The sequence below is a fragment of the Fervidobacterium islandicum genome (assembly GCF_000767275.3).
Lineage (GTDB): Bacteria > Thermotogota > Thermotogae > Thermotogales > Fervidobacteriaceae > Fervidobacterium > Fervidobacterium islandicum.
Genome location: NZ_CP014334.2, coordinates 1,026,858 through 1,045,276, shown reverse-complemented (window position 1 = coordinate 1,045,276; position 18,419 = coordinate 1,026,858). Strand labels below are relative to the sequence as shown.

Sequence of the window (18,419 nt, the reverse complement as noted above, 5' to 3'; positions counted from 1 at the left end):
TTGACTCCTTACTGGTGGAGGACCTGCAATGCCAAATACTACAACCCCCGCGGGTTCTACGGATATTTTGATTTCATATACATACAAACTTGCTTTTGAAGGTGGACGTGGTCAGGACTTTGGTTTTGCTTCTGCAATATCGATTCTGATATTCTTTATAGTTGGAACTTTGAGCTTCATCAACTTCCGCTTGTCCGGGTCCTTCGAGGAGGTGAACAGATAATGGTCAAAAAGGAAAGAAAATTGCTTACTCATATAGTTTTGATAATAGTTTCTGTCGTTGTCCTGTTTCCAATTGTTTGGGTTGTCTCTACATCATTAAGACGTGATAATGCGGCGTTTTCAACGAAACTGTTCAGCAGCAGGATGACACTTCAAAACTATGTAGACCTTATAGCTCCGGAGAAAAACGGACCCAGACTGGTTTCCGATATGGATGCTCTTATTCTGATGGCACCTCCTCATGACAACATAACGGTTGAAAAGGCGAAAGTACTTTTCCAAAATGATGTGAAAAGATTTAAGTCTTATATTGAGGAGACTGAAAAGCTGAAAAAGGCAATAGATGATGCTATTTCCTATCTGAATGAATATTTTGAGAAAAACTCTGACAAGCTCATAAAATCTTACGTTTCGGATCTGGAGAACATCATTAACGAACTCGAATTCCCGAAGCCATCGAAATATTTGGAAGTGGCTGCATATGAGTTATACTCCAGAGGAGAGGACCTCAGCTCAATTCAAGAAGTTGACCCGTATTCAGGACAGGAAAATTGGGAAGAGATGATTGGAAAAAAGAAAGCTCGGTTGGAAGAACTCAACAATGAGAAATCAACAATACAAAGTACGGTTGAACCACTGGAAAGGACATATCGTGCTTATCAGAGTCAGTATCTGAACCTTTCCAAAACAATTCGTTCATTCTTGGTCCCACAGCTAAAGGAATACGCACTAGTTCTCAAGTCTGGTGCTGATTTGCTTGACGCGGCAAAGATTTCAAATGTTTCGGCAGAGTCATTACCAGATGAAAACACAATATTGGAGCGCTTCAAAGCAACACTTGAGCAAATTGAGGATATCCAACTTAACGTACAGCAATTTGATGATCTTAAAGACATCGATCAAGCACTAACCGATTTTCAGAATGGATACAACGAAGTTATGACTAAATGGGCGCAAGCCACAAACAAGGACAAAGCACCGTTTGCAGACTTTTTGAACACGATAGATGTTTTCACAACGAGAATAGCAAGCACCATAAACGAAACCGTGAATTTGATGAATAAATTGAAAAAGACAACAGAAAGAATGTTACAATTGCAAGCTGAGATATCGAAATACAAAAGTAGGCAAGCTCAAATAGATGAAGAAATTAACAAAATAAACACAGAACTTGCAAAAGCATATGAACTTTTGCACGATCCTTTGCTGTACCTCAAAGCAAGACTAGCCATTGATCAACTCGAAAAGATCAAGACAATGGTTGCTAATATGAAATTACCTGCTCAACTTCAACTGCTTAACATACAATCTAAGAGGGTTTTTGGAATCACAACGGATATTGCAAATATGATAACTGACCAGAAAAAGCAATCAAAGATAAGAAAGATAGCTTCCAAGCTAGATTGGCCAGGAACGGCAAAGGATATGTTTACAAACTACGAATTATTCTCCCAAAACTACGAACCATTTGTAAAAGACTTAAAGCTTTACCTAGCAGATGTGGAAATTCAGGGGCCAAAATTCATGCCGGTCTCAAAAACAGGTGTAAAGGTTAGACCAGTTGCCATGGAACGATTGACTGACACCGTTCTTTCTGTGTATAGGAACAACGTGGTACCGAATATGAATGTGATGTCTAGAAAGTCATCCGAATTGTCAGACAAGCTCAACATTAAAGAACTTTCCGCTGCGCTGAAGAAACTCGATGGCGCTGCGTTTAGAATTGATCAAATCTGGCAGAGAAAACCAGATCACTACATGCTGAAGTGGATTATGAATAGTGTGATTGTATCATTAAGTGTGGCAATTATCATAACTTCTGTAACCGCTTTGGCTGCTTATCCATTCAGTAGAATGAGATTTAAAGGTAGGAAGTACGGAATAATGTCACTTTTGCTTATCCAGATGTTCCCAGCAATAATGTATATGATTGCGATTTACACATTCTTGTCATTTGCTGGAAAATACATTCCAGGATTTGGGTTGAGTAAACTATCTGGTTTGATATTTGCTTATCTGGGTGGTATAGCGTATAACATGTACCTTATAAAGGGTTACTACGATACTATACCGGATTCATTAGAAGAGGCAGCTCTCATCGATGGTGCAACAAGATGGCAAACATTTGTGAAAATCGTTCTACCACTTGCTTCACCGATACTTGCAGTTATCGTTATACTCACCTTTATGGGTACTTTCAACGAATTCGTACTCGCAAGGATTATATTACAGGACGTCAAACAATACACATACGCAATAGGTTTGTACACATTCTCGACAGGTCCGTTTGAGACACAATGGGGACTATTCACAGCTGCGGCGATGATAGGTATGGTTCCTATGGTTATCCTCTTCTTACTGATGCAAAAGTATATCGTCGGCGGGCTTGTGAAAGGAGCGGTCAAAGGATAATGCTTGCTGATGATGGGTTGATTGCTCCACAATACAACAAGTCAATTGTTAACCTTGTTTCTTCGTTTCTTAAGTGCTTTGGAATTCATTCAAACCATTCAGAATTCCCCCTCGAAGGCAACTTCGAGGGGTTTTTCCAGGGTATAAAGAGGATAGTAATATTCTTAATTGACGGGATGGGGTATAACAAGTTCATTAAAATTAATGAGGGTATAGGTTTTAAAGATGTAATAAGAGTTTCTAGTGTCTTCCCTACAACAACAGTTGCAGCTGTGACAAGTTGGTTTACAGGGAAGACACCTAAGGAACACGGCCTTCTTGGTTATATCCTTTACCTACGTGAGATAGGCTCAATAACCAACATGATAGAATTCACATATCCCGGTGTTGAAGGCGGAATATTCGCCGGTCTCATTAAAAAGCGCTTACACAGGTTGGATAATGTCTTTGATTTATTAAAAGAGAAAGGACTCTACGGGGGAGTAATGACGCACGCTACAATTTCAAATTCTGGACTATCTTACCTTATACACAAAAACGCTCATGTGATGGGCTACTATTATATGGGCGATTTACTTGCAACATTAAAGAAAAGGCTCTCCGAAGACTGGCAAGGAATGTTATATATATATTGGGGATATCTGGATGGCTTAGGGCACAAAAAAGGTCCAGATAGTGAAGCTTACGAGATGGAAATGGCAAGGTTACTTATTGAAATCAAGAGGTTCGTAGAAGAATATCTGCCAAGCGATACCCTTTTCGTGATTACGTCTGATCATGGCATGGTTCAAATACCAAACTCAACAAACTATTTCTTGAAATCAACAGACCCATTCAACAGGTTGTTAGCATGTCCACCTGGCGGGGAAATGAGGATGATGTATTTCTACTTGTCCAAAAAGAGCAATTACGAACCGTTGAAAAGCTATTTTGAAGAAAATTTTCCATCAAGTTGCGTCTTCCTATCAAGTAGAGAAGGCATAGACGTAGGGTTATTCGGACCGGGTAGAATACACCCAGAGTTGTACAATAGAATAGGTGATGCTATAATGATAACAAAGGGGAATAACGCTTTCACTTACTTATACAGCGGTGGTGAAGAAAGACTTGCGGGGATGCACGGTAGTCTGACAGAAGATGAAGTCTTTGTGCCAGCTATCTTTATTAGAAGATAAATTGGAAAACAGGAGGAATTGTAATGGTAAGAGTAAGGTTTGCACCAAGTCCAACAGGTTACTTACACGTAGGAGGAGCGAGAACTGCGCTTTTCAACTGGCTCTTTGCTAGAAAACATAAAGGTAAATTCATTCTCCGAATAGAAGACACCGACACGGAAAGGTCAACACGAGAATCCGAAAATATGATAATGAATGATTTGAACTGGTTAGGACTTTTTTGGGATGAGGGACCAGACATTGGGGGAGACTATGGACCCTACAGACAGAGTGAAAGATTGCATTTATACGAACAGTACGCATACGAATTGGTAAAGGAAGGACACGCGTACTTTGCTGTGTATGATAAAGACGATCCAAAAAAGGTCCTTTACACAACAACGCAAGAGCCGACAGATGGAAATCCTTATACTGTTGTTTTCAAGGTACCTGAAAATGAAACCGTGAAGTTTGACGATATGCTAAAGGGTGAAATTGAGTTTTCAACGGAGCATATGGATGATTTCATAATACTGAAATCAAACGGGTATCCCGTGTACAATTTCGCAGTCGTCATAGACGATCACTTGATGTCAATTACACACGTGCTTCGCGGCGAGGATCATATATCGAACACGCCAAAACAAATACTGCTCTACAAAGCATTCGGTTGGGAACCACCGAAATTTATGCATATCCCTCTGATACTTGGTGCTGACAAGACACCCTTAAGCAAAAGGCATGGCGCAACAGCTGTTGAGCACTTCAGAAAAGAAGGCTACCTTTCGAAAGCACTTGTTAATTATCTTGCAATCCTTGGTTGGAGTGTCGATGAAGAGATTTTTGACTTTACGCAAAAAATAGAGTCGTTTACACCAGATAAGATTTCCAATAAGAACGTTGTATTCGATTATCAAAAACTCGAATGGGTTAATGGGAAACACATGAGAATGCTTACAACAGAAGAACTCTATAATCAGTTCGAAGAATGGAGAAGATACGTGGGAGCAGAGAAGGAAATTCCAAAAGAAGTTTTGGAAATCTGTCGAGAAAAGGTCAACACGCTAAAGCAACTATACGAATTTGCATTGCCATTTGTAGATGATACATACGAGTATTCACAAGAATATGTCGAGAAGTTTGCAAGAAAGCCTGAAACGATAAATATTATTGAGTTGGCAGTACAGAAGTTTTCTCAATTAGATAATTACGACATCTCAAGCATTGAAAAAACATTGCGAGAGATTGCTACCACACTTGGTTTGGGAACTAACAAAGTATTCCAAACAATTAGAGGAGCTTTACTTGGTAGACTGGTTACACCGGGGCTGTTCGAAAGTATAGCTGTTTTGGGGAAAGAAAAAACATTATCAAGGCTTCAAAGAACTCTCGAGTTTGTCAAAAATATCAGTGCATAAGTCGACAGCTGGAAGGTTTTGATTGTTGCAAAAGGGGTTGAAAGCTTTGAAGATACAATCATTGTATAAAGGTAATAAAGTAGAAATTATTAAAGTGGAGAAGAAAAGTGGGAGATATTATGCATACGCTTACTTATCGCCTTTTTATCCTGATGGCAAAGGTGGTCAGCTTGGAGATAGGGGAAAAATTGGAGGTATCGATGTATTAGGTGTAACTGAAAAAGACGGATATACTGTTCACGAACTTGCAACTGAAATTGAACCTGGAACGTACGACGTAGAAATTGACCAAATACGCAGAAGGGATATAGCACAGCAGCACACCGCCCAGCACATCCTATCAGCAGCTTTTATCGAAGTTGCAGAAGTGGAAACTGTTAGCTTTCGTATGGGGGAAGAGTACTCAACTATAGATTTGGACATACCGTTCATAGAACCTGAGGTTATTGAAGAAGCGGAAGATTTATCAAACAGAATAATCCAATTCTGCGTGAACGTTGAAGAAATAATAACAGACGTTGAAGGTGTTAAGGCATTTGAGCTGCGAAAACCGTTAAGCGACAAAGTAAAAGGCGAGGTAAGATTAATAAAGATACCTAATTTGGATGTCTCAGCTTGCGGAGGTTTCCATGTTGATAACACTGGTGAGATAGGTGTTATAAAAGTTATAGATATGGAAAAAGTGAAAGGGAACCTTACAAGAATGTACTTTGTTTCGGGCCAAAGGGCTCTGAAGTACTTTAAAAAGTATAACAACGTGCTAAAAAATCTCTCAAGACAGCTCACTGCTTCTGTCGATGAGTTGAACTTACGCGTTGAGAAATTGCTTAATGAACTTAAAGAAAAAAGTTCCTTGCTCTCAAAAATTTCTCAAGAGTATGCTGAAGTATTGAAGAAAGCTGTAGAGAACAAAGAATTTGTTTACTTAGAAGGTTACACCGAAGTTGGAAACTTTCTCTCAAAAAGTATTGAAGATGAGTTCTTAGTTTTCTACGACGGTAGTAAGTACATCGTTGCTTCTAAGAAGTACGATGTAAGAGAATTTGTTAAAAAGCTCATCGAAAAGTACGGTGGCAAAGGCGGAGGGAAACAGGAATTCGCACAGTATTTACCTGAAAAAAGAGTTTCACTAAGTGAACTTGAAGTAGTGTTCCAAGAAACGTACAAAAAGTAAAGAAACCTAATCTAAAGTTTAAGTGGAGGTGTCTATTATGCAAATGACGAAGAAGTTCTACAGTTTCATACTAATAGCTTTGCTAACTGTTTTTGCTTTTTCCGATGCTTTGAAGTTCTTACCAAAGGATTATTCTACGATTCTTTACATTCCTGATGTTCCAAAAGCTTACGATGCTTTTAAAGCGCTACCAATTGGTCAAACATTGCTGGCTGATACGGGCATTGGATTAGAATCACTTGTAAGAGGTGTCTTGGAACAACAACTTTTGTCTATGAAATACACATTGGATGATTTTGATTTGTTCAGTAAAGAAATGCTCGTTGCAATTAATAAGGACGGAAATCTCACGGTTGTATTGGGACCGGTGAAAAGTACAACAAAGGTTAAAAAGGTCTTAGAGAGTTTCTTAGAAGAAGACACGCTAAAAAAAGTGAAATTCGTTGAGAATTACTTCATTTATTCTGACGGTCAAGTTGGTGGCGGAAAAGCTCCTGCTAATTTACTGGCAAATCTCAAAGGTAACCTCGGCGTGACGTATTCAAACATCACAGATGGAAAAATTACGTTTGAGGGATACGGATACATAAGGATAGAAAACAATGCACTTTCATTCTACCAAAAGCTGGATGCCAAAACTCCTGATGCGAAAAATGTTCTCAAAACGTTGCAAAACACGAAACCTGTAGACTTGCTTGCTGATAAAAATGTGGGAGGAGATTTGCTGATATTTATTAACAGATCTATTCCTGACGCTTTGAAAAAGACATTCATCGATGCTTTAGTCTCGAACTTTAATATAACAAATCTAAACGTAACAGGTGTTATGTACCTTTCTGCTGATATCGCTTCGACCGTCAGTGTGTTGCTGAGTAGTGATTCACAAGGACAAAATCAGAGTAGTAAATCTAACCAAACAACATCTCAGCCTACTCTTTCTTCTTACTCGGTAGTCTTTGGAACAGGTTTCAAAATGCCTGATGAAGTGAAGAAGTATGTGACCATAGGTTCTGAAAGGTACGGCGTTTTAACCACTGAAGATGGAATGGAAAGCTATATCCTTATAAAGAATGACAGAATGATTACATACACAGTGAATCCGAGCAAATATAAACCAGGTGATAGGACGTTCTTCACATCAGTTTACGATCCCAAGTATTTTATGGGCATTTTCCTCAATTTCGAGCCTCTTATCAACACAATGTTGGGCAAAAAGGTCAAATCATCAGCCATATTTGTATCGTACGTAGAAGGGGATTCAATAATACAGAAGGGTACAGTGAAGTGATAACCGTATGAATCACGCGAAAAGTATAAAAACTAGTGGTAAGAGTTGCTTGGGTTGTTTCGTTTCAATAGTAATTTTTCTCTTCGCTTTCTCCTTTTTAGCACCTTTATTAGGAGTGATATTACCTTTCGGGTTTTCAGTCTTTTTGAGAGCGCTGCTGCGAGATGTTTTGCTTGTCGCCTTACCTCTAATAGTTTTTTTGGTAGTATTAATCTTTCCAAAACGGAAAACTGTAAAAAGCGTTCAGCAAAACAATTCATCCGAAGAAACTGAAAACATGTATCAAAACGAAAGAGATGAATATAAAGAAGAGTTAAAAAGTTCAATTAGAACTGCTGAACATTTTGATAGTCCCGACGTACAACAGGCGTTCCGAATACTTGGTCTTCGCTCGAACGTCTCCTACACAAAAGTGAGCGAAAGATACTATGAGCTTGTGCAGAAGGTTAATAAAATGAAAATCAGCGAAGAAAAAAGGCAGATGATGCTTGAAGAATTAGCAAAAGCTTATGAAATACTAACTGAATACTATTCAAAGATGAGTTGAGTTTTTTTGCTTAAGGTGGTGGTAGCATGGATTTTGAATTTTACTACTATTTTCCAGTGCCACCGATCAGTTGGATCTTTTTGATTCTCAGAATAGCTGCGATATTCCTGGTTTTTTACACACTGTACATTCTCCTAAGGTTTTTCACAGAACCTGAATCAGAAACGAACGTAGGACGCAGACGTGAATTCCAAAAAACAAAAAACGTAGTAGAGGGCATCGACAACGAGGAATTACTAAGAGCTTTTAAAACTTTCGGATTAACCCCAAATGATAATTACTGGGATGCATCTTACCGCTACTACGCTCTAAGAAGGGCTATATTGATGTCAGGTTTGCCAAATGAAGTCAAGGAAGCAAAACTTCAGGAAATTGACAGAATGTTCGAATTGCTTACCGAATACTATTCGAAAATGGGTTAAAAAGGAGGTCCCAATCGGACCTCCTTATTTTATTTATCGACATTCAAAATCCTTTTGCACAATTTAACAGCCTCCTGAGCGTCTTTTGCATAATAACTCCCAAAGCGTTGTGCCAATTCTTCATTCATAGAGGCACCACCAGCAATAATTGGCGTACTTACTCCGTTTTCTCTAAGAGTTTTCACGACTTGGCCGACTTGGGAAACGGTTGTTGTCATCATTGCCGACAAACCTACTATATCTGGATTAAGTTCCTTAACTTTCTGAAGAATTACCTCAGCGGGAACGTCCTTGCCTATATCGATTACTTGGAACCCTGCGCTCTCAAGAACCGTTCCAACTATCTTCTTGCCGATATCGTGGATATCTCCTTCAACTGTTGCAAGTAGTATCCTGCCTAATATCGCAGAGTCTTTTTCAGCTACCATAGAAAGTAGCTTACTGAATATGGGTTTTGAAGTCTCCGCAGCAAGTATGAGGTGTGGGAGATAAATTTTGTTGTCAGCATAGAGATTTCCTATTTCTTCCATCGATTTCGCAAGCACTGTTTGAATTATCTCAAGTGGCGTTAACGTATCTAAGAAAGACAGCACATACTTCTCGGCTTCATTTATATTTCCGCGAAGGAGTAAGCTGACCAGTTCACTACTCTTTATTTCCTCGCCAAACTGGGAAGCCTCCTTACCCAAAATTCGCTTCATCCCACGCAGAATTCTCATTGTTAGCTCCTCTGACGTATTTAAAATCGCTGCAGATAGTCCTGAATGCATTGCTAAAGCTAAGAACGAAGCGTTTAGCTCGTCGCGGTTTGGCATTCCAAAGCTGAAGTTTGAAAGCCCAAGTATCGTTCGGATACCGTCATTAGAGAGCATCCTAATGGTGTCAAGCGTTACACTGTAATCCTGGTTTGCTCCTATGGGCAAAACCAGTGGGTCTACAAAAATCCTTGAACGGTCTATCCCCTGGATTTCCAGATATTCAATAGCACGCCTACCAAGCTCGTACCTCTCTTCGGCTGTTTTTGGTATCTCCTTACCCATCGCAAGAACAACTAATAGTCCGCCATACTTCTTAAGTAGCTTTACTTTCTTATCAAGCTCTTCAGGTAGTGCTTTTGAAGAATTAATCAAAGGTCTTCCAGGATACTCAATTAATGCGCTTTCGAGGAATTCATTGTGCTGTATGTCAAACGAAATGGGGATACTAACGATCCTGTCCAGCTCTACAATAACTTTAGAAAAGTGTTCTTCCAACAGTACAGATTCTATTCCAAAATTCAAATCAATTGCATGAGCACCTTCCTGTTCTTGAGATTTTGCAAGTTTCAAAACATGCTCAAAATTGAATTCGCGAATCTCGTTGTGTAGTTTTTTCTTCGCAGAAGCATTTATACGCTCACCAACAATTAAAAATGGCTCCACATTAAACATATGGACCCTGCTTGTGATTACGTCCAGTTGATTTATTTTTCTTGTCTTTGGTTTCTTCAAGCCAATATGTTGAACCATGTACTTGATGTGTTCAGGACCTGTCCCACAACACCCACCGACAATATTTGCACCAAGTTCCACATAATCTTCAACATAGACTGTAAATTCTTCTGGAGTAGTTTTGTAAGTCAATCTGTCATCGGAGGATAAGACTGGTTTCCCTGCGTTTGGTTCTGCAAAAATGGGCTTTTTTGATAATCCGGCCAATTTCCTCACGAGCGGAACCATTTTATCAGGTGTCAACGTACAGTTGATACCAATTACGTCAACATCAAGGTCGTTGAATAAGGCGACATATAACTCTAAACTGGTCCCTGTTACTGCAACGCTGTTTTCCTCAAAGGTCATACTTACCAGAATAGGTAGATTCGGGGCGACTTCTCTTGCTGCCAAGTATGCAAGCTTTGCTTCTTTGATATCGCTCATTGTCTCAATTATAATCCCATCGACACCAGCTTCAACGAGTGCTTCAACCTGCTCTTCGAAGATATTGTATACATACTTTGATTTCAGCTCTCCAAGAGGTTCTATCATTTCGCCTACAGAAGAGATATCACCAAGAACGTAAACTGGTTTATCTGAAGTCTTTGCAGCTTCTTTAGCTATCTTTACAGCAGCTCGGTTAATCTCGCCAAAGTATTGGTCATACCCTAGTTTCATTAGTTTGTGCCTGTTTGCACTAAATGTATTTGTCAGCAAGAAATCAACACCAGCATTTACATAATCGGTTTGAAGCGATAGGACAGCGTCGGGATTTGTTATATTAAGTAATTCTATAGGTTCTCGGTTCTTTATGTAGCCTCTTTTGAAAAGCTCAGTTCCGTAAGCACCATCAAGGAACAAAACTCTTTGTGATAGGAGCTCAGAAAACTGTTGTCTGGTTAAGTTACTCAACTCTTCACTCCTCCCCTTTTTCTTTTATTATGGCTGTTTTTTCTATATAATATCATACATTTGGTATTTTTGTAGTATTGTACAGCGGGATTCAAAAGAATAAGGGGATGGTTATCCCCACCCCCTTAGTTTTTTGATTACGCATTTACTTGTTTACCTTCCGATGACCTTGAACATTGGCATGCTAAGAGTGAATAATGGTGTGATATTTGAAAGGTTTGATATATCATACAAGATTAAACCGCTATCCGTTGAAACGAAGAGGTACTTGTCATCGTTACTTGTTAGGTTAAATGTGTACGTTAGACCTGAAAAGTTCACTTCAGCGACAGGCTTCTTTTGATAAACATCTACTATCTTGTAGCCAAATCCACCGCCAGCTACGAAGAGCTTGTTGCCGAACCAAGAAATATTTCTAGCAGGTGCTCCTTCAAAAAGCGGTATAGAAGAAAGTTTATCTTCGTCAGCGTCAAGCAAGTTTACTCCGTTCCTATCCATCAACCATACGCCGTTGTATTCTCCATCTGCCACATAAATTCTATCAAAGTATTTGTCCGCAATTATCTTTTGATCGAAACCGGGATTGTATTTCTTTAGCGTGTAACTGTCTTGTTCTTTTTGAACAGAGTAATATCTAGTGAAGATTGTTGAGGAAGCTGAATTAAGGTCCGCAGAGAGTTTCATGCTTCCTGCGCGGCCAAGAGCCACTAACACAGCCAATGTTTCCTTGCTCTTGGAGAGGTTGTCAATTGCAAGTTCGATATTCTTCGGCTCAACAGTTTCAACAGGGGATGACACGTAAGGCAATGCTTGACTAATTGTTCCTGGCAGAGTTGTCTCAGCTGATTTTGTAAAAGTATTATAGTCAAACCTTACAACTTTACTCGTTGTTCCATCCAGAACGAGTGCGTATATATTGTTCCTGCTATCAATCGCGAAATCGTAAACTTTACTATAGGAAGATAAATCTAAGGTTGTATCGGTAGAAAAATCAAGATTTTCTGTTCTATAATCGTACAAGATAATTTTATTCTCAGACTTCTTTTGAACTGCGATTTTTGGATTTAAACCATATGGATTGAGCTTTATCTTTTCGTATTCGCCAAGTAGGTAGTCTTGTACGATATAGTTGTAAGGATCTCTAGCGTCAATAGCGTAAAGTCCTTCTCCATCAAGGTTATTGCCGACAAATCCATCTCCTATCAAAAAGATGAATTTACCGTATTGAACGTGGTCTTTTGAAGAGTATATTTTGTTAGGTTCGTAGAGCTCATATTTTGTTCCAAATTTTCTAAATCTCCACATGCCACGTACTTCATCGAATAGTAGGCAATTTTCCGTTCCATCTTTTTCGTATAAGAAATAAAAATCATGTAGGTTGCTTCCGCGAATGTTCCTTATTAAAGTTGGTTGTGTGCTTGCACTTCCATCCCATTCGTAAAACCTATCCATTGTAAGTATGAAGATCTTTCCATTATGTATTCTAACTCTTCTTACGGGAGTATCGAATGTATAATCAAGTTTTGTTGCAACTGGTGTTGTCGCGATTGGTAACTTAACAATCCCTGCAGTATTTCCTTCTCCGAAAGCCAGTACACATTCATCGTTAACCGTACCTACATCGATACATGAATAGTCACCAGGTACGACGTTCTTTATATCCTTAATAGTAATATTCGGAAGCACCGACAAATCTAACTCCCAAATGCCGGCAAGGTCAGCTGCAATGTATGCTTTGTCGCCAAAGAGTACTATGTCATTTATCCTACCTTGAGTTATATTAATAGAATCTTTCTTCACACCATTCTTCTTTGTGTACAGTGTTGGTATAGTGAAAGAGAACAACCTTTCACCGGCTTTTGTAGAAAATACCGACGGCGATGATGGGGTAGTCAAGTTTACGACTTCTATCTTATCATACCCAACACCAACAATGCCGTAGGTTTTGTAAACTCTTATGGCAGATAGCGTAGACTCGAATTTTAATGTACCAACTGTTTTGGGTTTGTATTTGTCTCTTGAATTAATGATAATCAAATCATATCCACTAGTAACATATATGAAGTCTTCAACAACATCAAAGTCCTCGATTGAACCATCGTAAGTCCACGAGCCAACTGTCGAAATTCGCTCCAAATCAGTTACTTTGAGTATCGACAGTAAAGATTTTCCTCCAAAGTCCTTTGCATTAACGTATAAGTAGTTTTCTTTAGAAGATGTTTTGAATGTAACACTATCGGTAGCTGAAGCACCCGCCAAGTCATAAACGGTTACTGTAGCTACATAGGTCGTATTTCTTTCAAGGTTTGGTATTACAATTTCATTTGATTTTGTTTTACGTGCTTGAATCAGTACGTTTGAATCACCGGCTTTTGCGACATCAACATCGTAAACTAATATGTCACCTGTGTTTTCGTCTGCTCCGACGTATCTTAACACAAGATTGGGTGGCGTTGATTCATTCTGGAATGGTTGAACGATTTTGACTGTTGGAGGAACATTCGTTTCCTGAATAGCTCCTCCCGCTTGTATTTCAAAGGAATATTCAGCTTGTTCCGACTCGTCGAATTCATCGGAAACTGAAACCATAATCTTATACTTACCGGGGGAGTATCTACTTACATCAATATCACCTTCAGAAAGGGTGGAGATTTCTTTATCGTCCTTGTATAGCTTTATAGACTTTTCCTTGATTGTATCTCCATCGGGTTCGATGATAGAAATTGAGATCTGCTTGTCGCCCTTTTTAGCTATAATAACCACAGGCTTTTGATTCACTATTCTTATAGGTACGGAGAGACTTTCGCTTCGACCGGAAACAGTAACAACGATCGTTAGAGTATGAGTATTGATAAAGAATTCCTTGGACAAAGGGAGCTTACTATTGTGGTCTTTCAACAATAAGAAGTTAGTAGTGGTTGATTCGATTAACGTGATCCCGTCTAATTTGTACGTGTATCGATAATCTCCTGATGTTTTCATGTTCACAACTATATTCTTTGACCTGACAACGGATATCGGCGTACTGAAATCAGAATAGACTTTTCCGTCATATTGGATGCTACCAAATTCAGGTTTTGGTGCGTACGTACATGAGAATAGAAAACTAAGCGCCACAAAGATTGACAAGGCGCACATACCGAGGAAAGTATAGGTCTTTGTTTTTAACCTTGCTTTCATAACTCTCCCCCCAAAAATCGGATTTGAGTGTTTCCCATATTTTTGCTATAATAAGTAAAAAAGTACTGAAAAACGAAAGGAGATTCTGCTATGACCATAGAGGTTTTCCTGGATATCGTAAAACACGGAATACAATTGCTGTTGACACTTATAACACCTCCGCTACTTGTTAGCCTCGCGGTAGGTATTTTGATTAGTATCTTTCAAGCTGCAACACAGATCCATGAGCAGACTCTAACGTTTGCACCACGCATTATAGTCGTCTTTCTGACTCTTATGTTCCTCTTTGGTTGGATGGTCGAAAGTGTGCTTGATTTTATCAAGGACATCATAGAAAAGTACATGTCTATGATTTAGTATCACGGTTTATTCATATTTTATAGTGCTTTTCAAAAATCCTTATTATTTCACCACTTATAGATTGTTTATCTTTTGTCCCATCAATTAGTACAAAACTTTCCTCACTTCTGCACAATTGCTGGTAGCAACTTCTGACTCTTTCGAAAAATTCTACACCTTCGCGTTCAATTCTGTCCCTGTGTTCTTTGCTTATCCTTAGCATTGCCAATTCAACAGGGATATCGATGTAGAACACCAAGTCTGGATAGATTCCGTTGGTTGCAAAGTCATTTAGCATTTTAACAACGTCCATCCCCAAATTTCTGCCACAACCTTGATATGCAACGCTTGAGTGCGCAAATCTATCAGCGACCACAACTTTTCCTTCCTTCAATGCGGGTTTTATAACTTCTTCAACGAGCTGAGCTCTTGAAGCTAGAAAAAGCAATAATTCACTTCGAGAGATCATTTCTTCACTAACCAATAGCTGCCTTATCCTTTCTCCTAACTTTGTGCCTCCAGGTTCTCTCACCTTAACATAGTTAATGCCGTTTGATTCCAAATACTTTGTGAAAAGGTCAATCTGCGTACTTTTGCCGCATCCGTCTATTCCCTCGAATGATACGAACACAGTGAGCTCCTCCCTTTACTATGTCTTTTCACGAAAATTATACCACAATTGAGAGCACCAGTGCTCAAAAAATTAAGAAATTATAACAGGAACTTTTGTTCAAATACTTTGATACGGAGCACGTAGGTTTTGTGATAGAATAATTACGAGGGAAATTTTTCCAATTTAGCACTCGGGGGTGAAGAAATGAGAGTAGGTATCATTGGTGCAGGTGTTGTTGGAGCCTTAATTGCCAGAGAGATGAGTAGATATGATGTTGAGGTTCTAATTTTTGAGAAGAATTGGGATGTTGGGATGGGCATAACAAAAGCTAACTCTGCGATTGTCCATGCTGGATACGATGATGAACCAGGAACGGTTCGCTCGAAGTTCTGTGTCCCAGGTAACTCATTGTACACAGAGCTTGCGAAGGAGCTGCAGTTCGATTTAAAAAGAATAGGTTCTTTAGTGCTGGCCTTTAAAGATGACGAAGTAAGAGTTTTGGAAGAACTATATAAGCGCGGTGAAATAAACGGAGTACCAGGTTTAGAAATTTGGGATAGAGACAAAATCCTTTCGTACGAACCAAATGTTAATCCAGAGGTTATAGCTGCCCTTTGGGCACCAACAGCCGGTATAACAGAACCTTGGATGGTTGCTATGGCAGCTGTGGAAAACGCAGTGGAAAATGGAGCAAAACCGTATCTTGACACGCAAGTCTTGGAGATAGTAACAGAAAACCAAAAGGTCAAAAAGGTTGTAACCAACAAAGGTGAATTTGAAGTGGATGTACTTATTAACGCAGCTGGAATGTACGGCGATGAAGTTGCAAAAATGGCTGGTGCAGAGTTCGTACCGCTGCATCCAAGAAAAGGAGAATACATCCTGTTAGATAAGCAAGAATTCAGTGGCTTTGTAAAGAGCATTCTCTTCCCAACGCCTTCCGTTCTTGGCAAGGGAACACTTGTTACTCCTACGGTAGATGGCGGAATTTTGGTTGGCCCAACCGCCGTCGATTTGCCACCTGAAAGAGAATTCAGAGAGGATACATCAACTACGTTTGAAGGATTTGAGGCTCTGATATCCAGAGCGTTGAAGATGGCACCACTGATTGATTTCAGAGCATCGATAAAAACATTCGCAGGCTTAAGGCCAGAAAGTCCTCAAAAGGATTTCTTTATAGGTAGAACCAGTGTGACAGGTTTCTTTAATGTGATAGCCATGCGATCACCAGGTTTAACTGCAGCACCTGCAATTGCAAAGTTTATGGTCGAAGAAGTTCAGGAAGCCATGGGCGAAACGTTTCATGAGAAAGGAAATTTCAAAGCTACTAGAGAAAGGATAAAACACTACGCAGATTTGCCACCCTCGATATGGAATGAAGAAATCGAAAAAGACCCGCTTGCCGGAAAGATGATATGTTTCTGCAATAAGGTAACCGAAAGGGAAATATTGGAAGCCATTAAACGAGGTGCGAGAACGATAGATGGAATAAAATTCAGAACTCGCGCAATGTTCGGTAGTTGCCAAGGAGGATTCTGTATGCACAGAATAATGAAAATCTTAGCAAGAGAACTCGGAGTTGATGCTTCGGACATAAGACTTCGCAGCGAAGGTAGTTTCATTCTATTAGGGAAGGTGAGAAAATGATAAAAGAAAGAAATGTCGATATTCTTGTTATAGGTGCTGGAGCAGCAGGGCTGGGAGCTGCAATCGGGGCTGCGAGAGAAGGAGTTAACGAGGTAGTTTTGGTTGAGAGAGATGACAGAAGTGGTGGTGTCTTGAACCAATGTATCCATAACGGTTTTGGATTGCATTATTTCAGAGAAGAATTAACTGGTCCTGAATATGCGGAAAGGATTAAGAGAATAGTTCATCAGTATCCGAATATAGATGTTAAAGTTGAGCAATACGTGCATCAAATAGATTATAAGAGAAAAGAAGTAGTCGTTGCATCAGTCGAAGGAATAACACTGTACAAGCCGAAAGCCCTTATTGTTGCAACAGGCGCAAGGGAAAGACCTATGGGTGGAATACTTGTTCCTGGGACCAGACCTGCCGGTGTTTTTACAGCTGGTGTTGCTCAGAGATTTGTGAACTTGGAAAACAGGCTACCTGGTCGAAAAGCTATAATAGTTGGGTCTGGAGATATAGGGCTGATAATGGCCAGACGACTTACTCTTGAGGGTGTTGAAGTCGTAGCAGTTGTTGAAAGAATGCCGTACCCAGGTGGACTAGAAAGGAATATAAGGCAGTGTTTGAAAGATTTTGATATTCCACTTTACCTGAGTCATACTGTTGTAGGTATTTACGGAAAGGAAAGGTTGGAAGAGGTTATTATCGCTCAACTCGACAAAGATTTTAAGCCAATTCCTGGCACAGAAAAAAAGTTCAAAGTTGATACGTTGGTTCTCTCCGTAGGACTGATTCCCCAAACAACTTTATTCAAGGACTTTCTTAAAATTGACCCGTGGACGAAAGGTATTGTGACATCAAGCTCTGGAAGGTCTTCTTTGAATTGGATTTTCGCAGCTGGGAACTGCACAGTAATATACGACCTCGTCGACTGGGTTACAGAAGAAGGGACCGTTGCAGGAAAGTTTGCAGCGATGTACGTCAAAAACAGTTGGGAACCTGCAAAGTTCTTTGTAGAAAAAGGTCAAAATGTAGGGATTTTATTCCCGTCTTGGTACGAGGAAGGGACGAATCTTAACATCTATCTACGAGTTAAAAAGCCGATGGAAGAGGGAACCATACGTATAAAGCAAAGGAACAATCTGCTATACAGCAAAAAGCATCTTAATCTTTCACCGAGTGAAATGGTTAACATCAAGATTCCCGAGTCAAAAATCGGGAGTGGAGATATTGTAGTGGAGGTGTTAGAATGAAAGTGGAAGAAATGGTTTGTATAATGTGTCCGTTAGGTTGTAGATTAACGGTTAGGCAAGAGGATAACGGAGAGATAATCGTTTCTGGAAATAGATGCCCACGTGGAATCGAATATGGAAAACAGGAGATGATTGAGCCTTTGAGAATATTAACTTCGAGTGTTCTGGTGTTAAATGGAGAACTACCGTTGGTATCTGTGAAGACAAACAAACCAATACCAAGGAGATTAGTTATGAAAATTATGGATATTTTGAAAAATACCAGGGTCGAAGCACCTGTAAGAGTTGGAGATGTAATTATCAAGGACATACTTAACACAGGAGCTGATATTGTTGCAACCAGAAATGTCGAAAGAGCAGAAAGATCAGATGCGGCTTGAC

The 18,419-nt window shown here is 39.6% G+C and carries 14 protein-coding genes and 1 pseudogene; 12 read left to right on the top strand and 3 right to left on the bottom strand.

The window, feature by feature from the left end; translation table 11 throughout:
* Nucleotides 1–4 precede the first annotated feature (4 nt).
* The 8 genes and pseudogenes from NA23_RS04910 to NA23_RS04875 form a co-directional block, all read left to right on the top strand.
* Nucleotides 5–223: pseudogene (locus NA23_RS04910) on the top strand (maltose ABC transporter permease); the annotation flags it as partial.
* On the top strand, nt 223–2,634 hold the full coding sequence (locus NA23_RS04905; RefSeq protein ID WP_033190880.1) for a sugar ABC transporter permease: 2,412 nt from the start codon (nt 223–225) through the stop codon (nt 2,632–2,634). The pseudogene NA23_RS04910 and the gene NA23_RS04905, both read left to right, overlap by 1 nt.
* Nucleotides 2,634–3,809, top strand: coding sequence for an alkaline phosphatase family protein (locus tag NA23_RS04900; RefSeq protein ID WP_033190881.1), 1,176 nt, complete (start codon nt 2,634–2,636; stop codon nt 3,807–3,809). Before NA23_RS04905 ends, NA23_RS04900 begins: the two co-directional genes overlap by 1 nt.
* A 23-nt stretch (nt 3,810–3,832) precedes the next feature.
* Nucleotides 3,833–5,206, top strand: coding sequence for a glutamate--tRNA ligase (gene gltX, locus NA23_RS04895; protein ID WP_033190882.1), 1,374 nt, complete (start codon nt 3,833–3,835; stop codon nt 5,204–5,206).
* Between the two features lie 25 nt (nt 5,207–5,231).
* On the top strand, nt 5,232–6,380 hold the full coding sequence (locus NA23_RS04890; RefSeq protein WP_236938618.1) for an alanyl-tRNA editing protein: 1,149 nt from the start codon (nt 5,232–5,234) through the stop codon (nt 6,378–6,380).
* 37 nt (nt 6,381–6,417) lie between these two features.
* Nucleotides 6,418–7,668 carry a hypothetical protein gene (locus NA23_RS04885; RefSeq protein ID WP_236938616.1) on the top strand — a complete coding sequence of 417 codons (1,251 nt, stop codon included), beginning with the start codon at nt 6,418–6,420 and terminating at the stop codon, nt 7,666–7,668.
* 277 nt (nt 7,669–7,945) lie between these two features.
* Nucleotides 7,946–8,215: a hypothetical protein gene (locus tag NA23_RS04880; RefSeq protein WP_128998097.1), complete on the top strand. Its 270-nt coding sequence runs from the start codon at nt 7,946–7,948 to the stop codon at nt 8,213–8,215.
* Nucleotides 8,216–8,241: 26 nt separating this feature from the next.
* A complete protein-coding gene (locus NA23_RS04875) occupies nt 8,242–8,637 on the top strand; it encodes a hypothetical protein (RefSeq protein ID WP_033190884.1) in 396 nt (131 codons plus the stop codon).
* A gap of 29 nt (nt 8,638–8,666) precedes the next feature.
* On the opposite strand, the gene NA23_RS04870 is transcribed toward NA23_RS04875, so the two are convergent.
* Both NA23_RS04870 and NA23_RS04865 read right to left on the bottom strand, forming a co-directional pair.
* Nucleotides 8,667–11,021, bottom strand: a complete 2,355-nt coding sequence (locus NA23_RS04870) for a homocysteine S-methyltransferase family protein (RefSeq protein ID WP_033190885.1) — start codon at nt 11,019–11,021, stop codon at nt 8,667–8,669.
* Nucleotides 11,022–11,174: 153 nt separating this feature from the next.
* Entirely contained in the window at nt 11,175–14,201 is a 3,027-nt protein-coding gene (locus tag NA23_RS04865; RefSeq protein WP_033190886.1) for an LVIVD repeat-containing protein, read from the bottom strand.
* Between the two features lie 90 nt (nt 14,202–14,291).
* Between NA23_RS04865 and fliQ the strand changes: the two genes are divergently transcribed.
* The gene (gene fliQ, locus NA23_RS04860) at nt 14,292–14,558 is read left to right on the top strand and encodes a flagellar biosynthesis protein FliQ (RefSeq protein ID WP_033190887.1); all 267 of its coding nucleotides are present in this window, start codon (nt 14,292–14,294) and stop codon (nt 14,556–14,558) included.
* A 13-nt stretch (nt 14,559–14,571) separates the two neighbouring features.
* Here fliQ and tmk read toward each other — a convergent pair whose 3' ends face one another.
* Nucleotides 14,572–15,171: a dTMP kinase gene (gene tmk / locus NA23_RS04855; protein WP_033190888.1), complete on the bottom strand. Its 600-nt coding sequence runs from the start codon at nt 15,169–15,171 to the stop codon at nt 14,572–14,574.
* Between the two features lie 186 nt (nt 15,172–15,357).
* Here tmk and NA23_RS04850 point away from each other — a divergent pair, with 186 nt between their 5' ends.
* From NA23_RS04850 to NA23_RS04840, 3 genes are read left to right on the top strand one after another with little or no spacing between them, the layout of a single operon-like run.
* Complete coding sequence (locus tag NA23_RS04850) at nt 15,358–16,800, top strand: NAD(P)/FAD-dependent oxidoreductase (RefSeq protein WP_033190889.1); 1,443 nt, start codon at nt 15,358–15,360, stop codon at nt 16,798–16,800.
* Nucleotides 16,797–18,038 (top strand): NAD(P)/FAD-dependent oxidoreductase, encoded by a 1,242-nt coding sequence (locus tag NA23_RS04845; protein WP_033190890.1) that lies wholly within the window; start codon nt 16,797–16,799, stop codon nt 18,036–18,038. The genes NA23_RS04850 and NA23_RS04845 overlap by 4 nt, the downstream gene beginning before the upstream one ends.
* Nucleotides 18,035–18,418 (top strand): DUF1667 domain-containing protein, encoded by a 384-nt coding sequence (locus tag NA23_RS04840; RefSeq protein WP_033190891.1) that lies wholly within the window; start codon nt 18,035–18,037, stop codon nt 18,416–18,418. Before NA23_RS04845 ends, NA23_RS04840 begins: the two co-directional genes overlap by 4 nt.
* Nucleotide 18,419: the final 1 nt, after the last annotated feature.